General features: G+C 39.3%; 11 protein-coding genes and 1 pseudogene. 5 read left to right on the forward strand and 7 right to left on the reverse strand.

Translation table 11 applies throughout. The annotated features are described in order from the left end of the window. Positions 1–189, forward strand: a 189-nt coding sequence (locus L634_RS31945) for a transposase (RefSeq protein ID WP_034263364.1), incomplete at its 5' end; no start/stop codon positions are given. A 116-nt stretch (positions 190–305) separates the two neighbouring features. On the opposite strand, the gene L634_RS0127560 is transcribed toward L634_RS31945, so the two are convergent. The 7 genes from L634_RS0127560 to L634_RS0127590 form a co-directional block, all read right to left on the reverse strand. Next, the gene (locus L634_RS0127560; RefSeq protein ID WP_198029841.1) at positions 306–1,298 is read right to left on the reverse strand and encodes a YpdA family putative bacillithiol disulfide reductase; all 993 of its coding nucleotides are present in this window, start codon (positions 1,296–1,298) and stop codon (positions 306–308) included. 268 nt (positions 1,299–1,566) lie between these two features. After that, a complete protein-coding gene (locus L634_RS0127565) occupies positions 1,567–2,841 on the reverse strand; it encodes a Glu/Leu/Phe/Val family dehydrogenase (protein WP_026585173.1) in 1,275 nt (424 codons plus the stop codon). A gap of 363 nt (positions 2,842–3,204) precedes the next feature. Continuing rightward, complete coding sequence (locus tag L634_RS0127570) at positions 3,205–3,783, reverse strand: genetic competence negative regulator (protein WP_026585174.1); 579 nt, start codon at positions 3,781–3,783, stop codon at positions 3,205–3,207. Positions 3,784–3,816: 33 nt separating this feature from the next. Beyond that, positions 3,817–4,029, reverse strand: a complete 213-nt coding sequence (locus tag L634_RS0127575) for a hypothetical protein (protein WP_157452473.1) — start codon at positions 4,027–4,029, stop codon at positions 3,817–3,819. A 19-nt stretch (positions 4,030–4,048) separates the two neighbouring features. Continuing rightward, positions 4,049–4,819, reverse strand: coding sequence for a metallophosphoesterase (locus tag L634_RS0127580; protein WP_026585176.1), 771 nt, complete (start codon positions 4,817–4,819; stop codon positions 4,049–4,051). 24 nt (positions 4,820–4,843) lie between these two features. Further along, entirely contained in the window at positions 4,844–5,239 is a 396-nt protein-coding gene (locus L634_RS0127585) for a hypothetical protein (protein WP_026585177.1), read from the reverse strand. Between the two features lie 62 nt (positions 5,240–5,301). After that, positions 5,302–5,934, reverse strand: a complete 633-nt coding sequence (locus tag L634_RS0127590) for a CBS domain-containing protein (protein ID WP_026585178.1) — start codon at positions 5,932–5,934, stop codon at positions 5,302–5,304. 142 nt (positions 5,935–6,076) lie between these two features. Here L634_RS0127590 and L634_RS0127595 point away from each other — a divergent pair, with 142 nt between their 5' ends. The 4 genes and pseudogenes from L634_RS0127595 to L634_RS0127610 form a co-directional block, all read left to right on the forward strand. Next, positions 6,077–6,307 carry a spore coat associated protein CotJA gene (locus L634_RS0127595; RefSeq protein WP_026585179.1) on the forward strand — a complete coding sequence of 77 codons (231 nt, stop codon included), beginning with the start codon at positions 6,077–6,079 and terminating at the stop codon, positions 6,305–6,307. Beyond that, positions 6,304–6,564: a spore coat protein CotJB gene (locus L634_RS0127600; RefSeq protein ID WP_026585180.1), complete on the forward strand. Its 261-nt coding sequence runs from the start codon at positions 6,304–6,306 to the stop codon at positions 6,562–6,564. The genes L634_RS0127595 and L634_RS0127600 overlap by 4 nt, the downstream gene beginning before the upstream one ends. A gap of 73 nt (positions 6,565–6,637) precedes the next feature. Further along, positions 6,638–7,207, forward strand: a complete 570-nt coding sequence (locus L634_RS0127605; RefSeq protein ID WP_026585181.1) for a manganese catalase family protein — start codon at positions 6,638–6,640, stop codon at positions 7,205–7,207. Between the two features lie 153 nt (positions 7,208–7,360). Continuing rightward, positions 7,361–7,568, forward strand: a pseudogene (locus L634_RS0127610) (IS5/IS1182 family transposase); the annotation flags it as partial.

The following is a 7,568-nucleotide window of genomic DNA, read 5'->3' on the forward strand; positions in this document are numbered from 1 at the left end:
TCTGAAGAAGGCAATAAAAAGTACAGAAGCCGAAAAATAGATGTCGAGCCCGTCTTTGGACAAATTAAACACAACCGAAAATTCAACCGGTTTTCTCTAAGAGGCCTATCCAAAAACACCACGGATTGGGGTCTTATTTGTGTTGCCCACAATTTAAAAAAGTGGGATGATCTTCTACAAAACAGGTAAAAAGAGTGAAGGTTTAGGAGGATAAATNGGGATATCTCTCCTAATTTTGAATAAGTTACTCGAAATTGAGGACAAAATGATCTCAAAATAAAAAACTGACTCAAAAGAGTCGTCGTTCAACGACCTTTTGAGTCAACCTCTTTTTTTCCTTTATTTTCATATTCATAAATAGCCTTTGCAATTAAATCTCCGTGGAAGCGCCCATTCTCTATAAAGATTTCGTTTGCATTATTGCCTGCAGCTATAACACCTGCAATAAAGATCCCCGGAATATTTGTTTCCATTGATTCGGGATTGTAAATTGGGCGGCCTGACTCTCCGTCAATTTGGATTCCCATACTCTTTAAAAAGCCATGGTCAGGATGATAACCTGTCATCGCAAAAACAAAGTCATTTTTAATCTCCAAAAGCTGATTCTCTTTCTTGTAAATGAGCTTATCCTCCCTAATCTCCTTCACATGGGCATCAAATTCCATTTTTATTGCACCATTGCGGACTAATGCTTCAAACTCCGGTAAAATCCAGGGTTTTATGCTCGGAGAATATTCCTTTCCTCTGTATATGACAGTAACCCTTGCACCCGCTTTGACCAATTCTATTGCGGCATCAACACTGGAGTTTTTACCTCCTATGACAGCTACGTCCTTATCAAAATAGGGATGTGCTTCCTTAAAGTAATGGTAAACCTTTGGAAGGTCCTCACCCGGGACATCCATATAGTTCGGATGGTCATAATAACCTGTCGCTATAACCACATATGTTGCCGTATATAGTCCCTTATTTGTTTGAACCTCAAACATTCCTTTATGATTCTTGATCTCTAATACTGTTTCAAAAGCATTCACTTTAATGCCCTTTCTTTTGACAACTTCTCTGTAATACGTTAAAGCCTGATTTCTTTTTGGCTTATAGTTTTCGGTAATAAAAGGAACACCGCCTATTTCCAGCTTTTCACTGGTACTGAAAAATGTTTGGTGCGTGGGATAGTGGTAGATTGCATTAACAATATTCCCTTTTTCAATTACAAGCGGATTTTTCCCCATTTCCTGAAGGGCTATGGCTGCCGCCAATCCACATGGACCTCCACCAACAATAATAGCGTCTATCATCAAAATAATCTCACTCCTTAGATCAAAAACAAAAGGAACTTCTGTACCTCGTACTTTTTTATTTTAGGCTCAGTTAAATTTGCTGTTGGTTTCCGCTCCAGGCACTCCCTTTCCGGGGCGGTCCGACGCTCCAATCAACAGGTGCTTAAATCAGCAATAAGTATTGACACAGCCTTGTTTTAAAAAAATCTCCCATCATTTAATGATAGGAGATTTTTTATGATTATTCAAATGTCTTACCCATTGTACTGGAAGAAGCTGCGGTATGTTAAATCCAGCCGCGGAATCTTGAAGCTTCTGCCATTTTCCTAACCCCAACCATATAAGCAGATAAACGCATATCCACTCTGCGTGTTTGGGCAGTCTGATAAATATTATCAAAGGATTTAACCATTACCTTCTCAAGCTTTTCCTCCACTTCTTCTTCTGTCCAGTAATATCCTTGATTATTTTGGACCCATTCAAAGTAAGAAACTGTTACACCACCAGCGGATGCCAATACATCAGGAACCAGCAAAATCCCTCTCTCAGTAAGGATTTGGGTGGCCTCAAGAGTGGTTGGGCCATTTGCAGCCTCTACAACAATGCTTGCTCTGATGTTATGTGCATTTTCTTCTGTTATCTGGTTTTCAATAGCGGCAGGAACGAGGATATCACAATCCAGTTCAAGCAGCTCTTTATTTGTAATTGTATCATTAAAAAGTTTTGTTACTGTACCAAAGCTGTCACGGCGATCCAGCAGGTAGTCTATATCAAGTCCGTTTGGATCATACAAACCACCATAAGCATCTGATATTCCCACAACTTTAGCACCTGCATCATGCATGAATTTTGACAGGAAGCTGCCTGCATTTCCAAATCCCTGTACAACAACCCTTGCACCCTTCAGGTCAATTCCTTTTTTCTTTGCAGCTTCACGTATACAAATTGTAACACCTTTAGCTGTTGCAGACTCCCGTCCATGGGAGCCGCCAAGTACAAGAGGTTTACCTGTAATGAAGCCAGGAGAGTTAAATTCATCAATCCGGCTGTACTCGTCCATCATCCAAGCCATAATTTGTGAATTTGTAAATACATCCGGTGCCGGAATATCTTTAGTTGGCCCCACAATTTGGCTGATTGCACGTACATATCCCCTGCTCAATCGTTCTAATTCACCGAAGGACATATCCCGCGGATCACAGACAATACCGCCTTTTCCTCCTCCATAAGGAAGATCGACTATTCCACATTTTAAACTCATCCAAATTGACAGTGCTTTTACTTCCTTTTCCGTTACATTCGGGTGAAAACGAATTCCGCCTTTTGTAGGCCCAACTGCATCATTATGCTGGGCCCGGTAGCCAGTAAAGACTTTTACTGTTCCGTCATCCATCCGTACAGGAATTTTCACCGTCATCATGCGAATTGGCTCTTTTAAAAGCTCATAAACTTCATCTGGATATCCCAGCTTCTCCAAAGCCTTATGTATGACAGTTTGTGTCGACTTTAAGACATCTAGTTTTTCAGCTTTATTTGAATCAGTACCTTTCTCGGCTACCATTTGTAAACCTCCTAGAAAAATCACTTTCAATAGTTGTCCGCTTCCATGGAATAGTATACACCTTTGCTTAATTTATGCAAGAAGAATAGTACACTTTTCCGCATTTTTTGATATTTTAATGAAACCGTTGCCAATGTTGATTTAAAGGTAATCTTCTGTTTATTCTTATTACCTGTTTTCCCGCCCGCATGTAAAGAAAACCTCCATTTTCAAGATTACTTTTTATATGGAGCGGAAGGTTCTTTTCAGGACTTTTAAGTGCTCGAACTTACCATTGTTTTACCCAATTTCTGCATATTTCATGAGCAATTAAAAGAAATTCATTGCAATGATAAAAAGGAGGAATATAATCCCCCTTTCGTTTTATGAAAAATACCGGACAAGCTTTTTAACCGCTTTGTCTTTGATGATTATTTTGCCATACTCATGAATAAGATGGAGACTTGTAAAAGAGGGATTTCCAAACTCAGCCAATATAGCAACTGCCCGATGGATGTCTTCAGGGGACATATCATTTGAATGGTAATAATATCTTTCTTTATATGAATAAAGACTCCCCTTATCTATATTAACAAGGTCAAGCCTTTTAGCCATTTGTATGACATCCTCTATGTCCTGAAATTCAAATAAAACCTCTTCACTGCCATCGACTGTCACTTGCATTTCAATGAACCCATCCTCAAGGAGCTCCTCGTCCTGGTGATCCTCCATTGTAACAATCATGACCATTCCTTGCGCTTGCATCGAGAAAATTTCTACTGCAACCGAGCCTTGAATGTCAACTCCATACTCTTCACTAACTTCCTCCAGCATCTCGTGAAACAACTGATGCCATTTTAAAGAGTCTTTCCAGACATCCTCCTTTGTAAGTCCTCTATCGGTTAAATCATCTAGTGTAAGAAAGATTTTGATCTTATTATAATTCAAACGTTCTAAGCGCATAGTAAGCCCCCTGCCCTGAACCAACTCTTTGGTTTAGTGTATGACATTTACAAAAGTTTGTGAGTCGTCTCTGCCTAAATACAGAAAAAAATAGCCGGCAACTCGCAGCCGGCCATTCAAGTATTCATTTAAATGCTTTTTTATCCACTTTTCCCAGTTATCCTCCGAACTTCCAGGAATGAACTCTTTATATTTTTCCTTTTCTTCCTCAGCCATGGCGTCAATAGCAGATCCTCCTATTCCCACCTTAAGCTTTTCATATGTTTCAGCCAGATTTTAGAGTGATGAAATGCGTTTCGGCTTTTGCCCCAAGCCGCAGGGGAACACCAGTTGTTCCGTATCCATTGCTGATTAAAATGGTTGTTTCAGGCAGGACTTTTATCTGCCCCTTTTCATATGGACTGTACCCCAGTATATGAATTTGCCCGCCATGCGTGTGTCCGCTTAGCACAAGGTGAATATTGTGTTCTTTTTTTATCTCTTTGACAATTCTCGGATCATGGCTTACCAGCACACGAAAGCCGCCATCTCCTGCATCATGCAGAGCAAGATCCAGCCTATCCCTATCTTTGCTAAGATCATCCGTCCCCATTAAAACAAATCTGTCTCCATGAAGAGACTCAAAGGAAAACGCGGTATTATCAAGGATTTTCACCCCGCACTCCAAAAGCAGAGCATCCAGCTGATGATAGTCTGCTTCGTAATCATTATTCCCCCAAACAAAATATACAGGTGCAGCCTCCATTAGCAAGAGAATGTTCTTTTTCACTCTGCCAAAAGGAACTCCTTTTTCCATTAGATCTCCGCCAATAATGACCATATCAGGCTTTTTCTCTTTGGCTTCATCCATAATTCTCCTGGAAATAACCCTTTTATGAATATCTGAAATAAAAAAAAGCTTTACTTCTCCGAAGCTTTCCGGGAAATCGGAGAAAGAAAGCTCTTTATATATAATCCTGTCCGCGAATGCCTCCTTTAGCATATATACCAATAATCCCACACCGCCAATTAAGGCTAAAGCAATTATATAGATCATTATTCCTCCTGCTCTATATCAACATCATTCATAGTCTTCAGCAAATTTCAGTTTCTTTAAATCTAAAGAAATAATACCATAGATTACCGAAAAAAAGAAAAGAGCTATTGTTTCCCATATTGAAATTGCTGACAAAATAATAAAGCTCACAAAACTCAATACACTGAATAAAAGTTCAAAGAAATGTATGTTCTTATATTTAATAAAAAATACAGTCAATTCAACGGCGCCTCTAATCAATTCTGCATAGGCCAAAAAAGCTATAATAAAAAAGATCATCCCTAAGAAAAATCCGCCAGGCTCCAAAACAAATATGACAATCATGTCTGAAATTCCCATTGGAATAGACACCGGAAAAAGCTTTATATATAGAAAACCGCTTATTAAGCCAGTCAATAATTTTAGCAGCTGATAATACACAAAAAATCCCTCCCATACACAAAGTGTATGAGATGGATCTGTATTGTTGACTATATTCAGGATTAATCTTCTGTAATATCGAGAACTCGAAATCCCGACTTTTCGAGCTTGCTTATAAACTTGTCCAGATTATTATTTTTCTCTACTTTCATAACAATCCTGCGGACAAGTTTATCTGTTTCATCAAATGTAACGAGCGAAATGATGTGTTCATGGAAATAGTGGGCAATTTCTGCCAATCTGGCAATCCGCCCTTCTGTCTCAACAGAAGTAAAAGCAATCCTAACACCAGAACGATTTGTGCCAAAAGCAGATTGGAATTGCGCAAGCACATCAAATCGGGTAACAATCCCAAGGAATTTACGATTTTCTCCGAGTACGGCAAGTAAAGGAAAATCCTTTAAAGCCAAAAGGGTTTTTTCAAAAATCTCATTTCCTTCAAGGTATTGCTCCTGATGTGTTGCAATATCTTTCACAAATGCTGCACTTAAAAATTCATTTTTTGTTTTTCCTGATGAAAAGAAGTTCTCATATATTCCATATCTGGTGATAATGCCGGCATATTGATCGCCATCCAATACAGGAAGCCCATCAATTTTGTGCTCCTCAAGCATTGCCAGTGCTTCTTTCAGTGTTTCATCCCGACCAATTGTATAACAAGTATATTTTGGAATCATGATACTTTTCACAAACATTTCCATCACCTCAGAGTAATTAATAAGTCCCCTTTATAATTCTCCATCAGTTGGTCTATCCCTTTTTTCGCAAATAAAACAAACATAAATCTTAAAAGCTTCTCATAAAATTGAATGACGTACAAATAAGGAGGGATTTAACATGAACACACTCCGTAAAACCTGGCACCCGTATGTGAGTCCTTTTGACCCTTGCAAACCCATAACGGTTAAAACATATTCCACTCCTCCAAATCTTTATATGGGTTTCCAGCCGCCAGGCCTTGAGCAGTTTAAACCGATGCAAGCTTTAAAAGCAGGAACTTTATGGAAGGCTTTCTATGACCCTTGGTACAGTCCATATGAAAAGGCCAGAGAGGGGCAGCAGCCATGAAACAAATGCCAGCAGAGTATTATCAGCTTCTTGAACAGCTACAGGCAGTTGACTTTGTGCTAGTGGAGTTAACACTTTATCTTGACACCCATAATAACGATACTGAGGCCATTAACCAGTTCAACCACTATGCAAAAGAAAGAAAAAAGCTAAGAAATGCGATTGAAAGCAAGTATGGACCATTAATGCAATTTGGACACAGCTACTCTGGCCAGCCTTGGAATTGGGATGATGCCCCCTGGCCATGGCAAGTATAAATTTTCCTAACGCAGGCGCTGAGAACCAGACATATTCTTTGTATAAGCAAAAGTCCAGGGAGGGGTTGAAAAAATGTGGGTTTATGAAAAAAAATTGCAATATCCGGTAAGGGTAAGCTCTTGCAACCCAAAGCTGGCTAAATTTTTAATAGAACAATATGGCGGCGCCGATGGTGAACTGGCGGCCGCACTAAGATACTTAAACCAGCGGTATTCGATCCCTGATAAGGTCATAGGCCTTCTGACGGATATAGGAACTGAGGAATTTGCCCATCTAGAGATGATTGCTACAATGGTTTACAAATTAACAAAGGATGCAACACCTGAGCAAATGAAAGCAGCCGGCCTGGGAGACCATTATGCTAATCATGATAATGCACTATTCTATCACAATGCCGCAGGAGCCCCATGGACAGCTACTTATATCCAGGCCAAAGGGGATCCAATTGCAGATTTATATGAGGATATTGCCGCTGAAGAAAAGGCCAGGGCAACTTATCAGTGGATCATTAACATGAGTGATGATCCCGATTTAAATGATGGCCTTCGCTTTTTAAGGGAAAGGGAAATCGTTCATTCCCAGCGTTTTAGAGAAGCTGTGGAAATCCTTAAAGAAGAGCAGGGTAAGAAGAAATTCTTTTAACATGCTTAACAATGAAAAAAGAAGCAGTTTGGCTGCTTCTCAGGCTGTCGAGAAACTATCGACAGCCTTTATTTTAATAGTTAACTTTAATTATTCACCGTGTTAATATGTTATAATTAACCCATTAAATCCTATAGATTGTGGTGAATTTACATGTTTAAACCCAAAGAATCTTCGCAAAATGAAATTGAATTTGTGTCTATTGATGAACTTGTTCCTTCGGACCACCTTCTGCGAAAAATAGATCAGTACATAGATTTTTCAACCATTTTAGATAAGGTTCGCCCATATTATAGTGAGGACAACGGTCGACCAACGGATCCTCTACTTCTATTCAAAATGATGTTTATTGGCTATTTGT

The sequence above is a fragment of the Bacillus sp. J33 genome (genome assembly GCF_000518885.1).
In the GTDB taxonomy this organism is placed as follows: domain Bacteria; phylum Bacillota; class Bacilli; order Bacillales; family Cytobacillaceae; genus Cytobacillus.

Excerpts from the sequence above, each read along its gene's own strand:
- L634_RS0127590 (WP_026585178.1), bottom strand. The coding sequence starts at position 5,934 with ATGTTTGTGAAAAGTATCATGATTCCAAAATATACTTGTTATACAATT.
- L634_RS0127580 (WP_026585176.1), bottom strand. The coding sequence starts at position 4,819 with ATGATCTATATAATTGCTTTAGCCTTAATTGGCGGTGTGGGATTATTG.
- L634_RS0127600 (WP_026585180.1), top strand. The coding sequence starts at position 6,304 with ATGAAACAAATGCCAGCAGAGTATTATCAGCTTCTTGAACAGCTACAG.
- L634_RS0127565 (WP_026585173.1), bottom strand. The coding sequence starts at position 2,841 with ATGGTAGCCGAGAAAGGTACTGATTCAAATAAAGCTGAAAAACTAGAT.
- L634_RS0127560 (WP_198029841.1), bottom strand. The coding sequence starts at position 1,298 with ATGATAGACGCTATTATTGTTGGTGGAGGTCCATGTGGATTGGCGGCA.
- L634_RS0127595 (WP_026585179.1), top strand. The coding sequence starts at position 6,077 with ATGAACACACTCCGTAAAACCTGGCACCCGTATGTGAGTCCTTTTGAC.
- L634_RS0127605 (WP_026585181.1), top strand. The coding sequence starts at position 6,638 with ATGTGGGTTTATGAAAAAAAATTGCAATATCCGGTAAGGGTAAGCTCT.
- L634_RS0127570 (WP_026585174.1), bottom strand. The coding sequence starts at position 3,783 with ATGCGCTTAGAACGTTTGAATTATAATAAGATCAAAATCTTTCTTACA.